We start from the raw sequence: 522 nt of genomic DNA, 5'->3' as shown, positions 1-522 counted from the left end.
GACATGCCCGCGCTGATCGCTGGGAAGCAAGCGTTGGTGGAGTCGCTGCGCGGCGAGAAGTACGCCGACGTCGCCGACTCCTACGGCTGGCAGGTCCTCCGCGGCGACGCCTCGTTCGTGGGCACCCCTGATGCGCCGGTTCTCGATGTTGCCGGATCCGACGGAAGCGTCGAGACCATCGAGGCCCACCACTACCTGGTCGCGACTGGTTCTCGCCCGTGGGCACCGCCGATCGACGGCCTGAAGGAGACCGGATACCTGACCTCGACCACGGCGATGGAGCTGACGGAGGTCCCCGAGTCGCTGCTGGTGCTCGGCGGCGGCTACGTCGCCCTGGAGCAGGCGCAGCTGTTCGCCCGCCTCGGCTCGCAGGTCACGCTGCTCGTGCGGTCCCGGCTCGCCTCGAAGGAGGAGCCGGAGGTGTCGAAGGCGCTCCAGGAGGTGTTCGCCGACGGGGGCATCCGCGTCGTCAGCCGCGCAGTGCCCACCCGGGTCTCCCGCGGCACGGGAGGCGAGGCCGTC

General features: G+C 70.9%; 1 protein-coding gene. It reads left to right on the top strand.

Annotation, left to right across the window (positions count from 1 at the left end; all coding sequences use genetic code 11):
* Nucleotides 1-522: FAD-dependent oxidoreductase (locus F4V54_RS11315; protein ID WP_170253163.1), on the top strand; the 522-nt coding region annotated here is incomplete at both ends.

The sequence above is a fragment of the Corynebacterium tuscaniense genome (assembly GCF_008693065.1).
GTDB classification, from domain to species: Bacteria; Actinomycetota; Actinomycetes; order Mycobacteriales; family Mycobacteriaceae; genus Corynebacterium; species Corynebacterium tuscaniense.
Note: the sequence above shows the minus strand (reverse complement) of the source record. Positions and strands in the feature narration are given on the sequence as shown.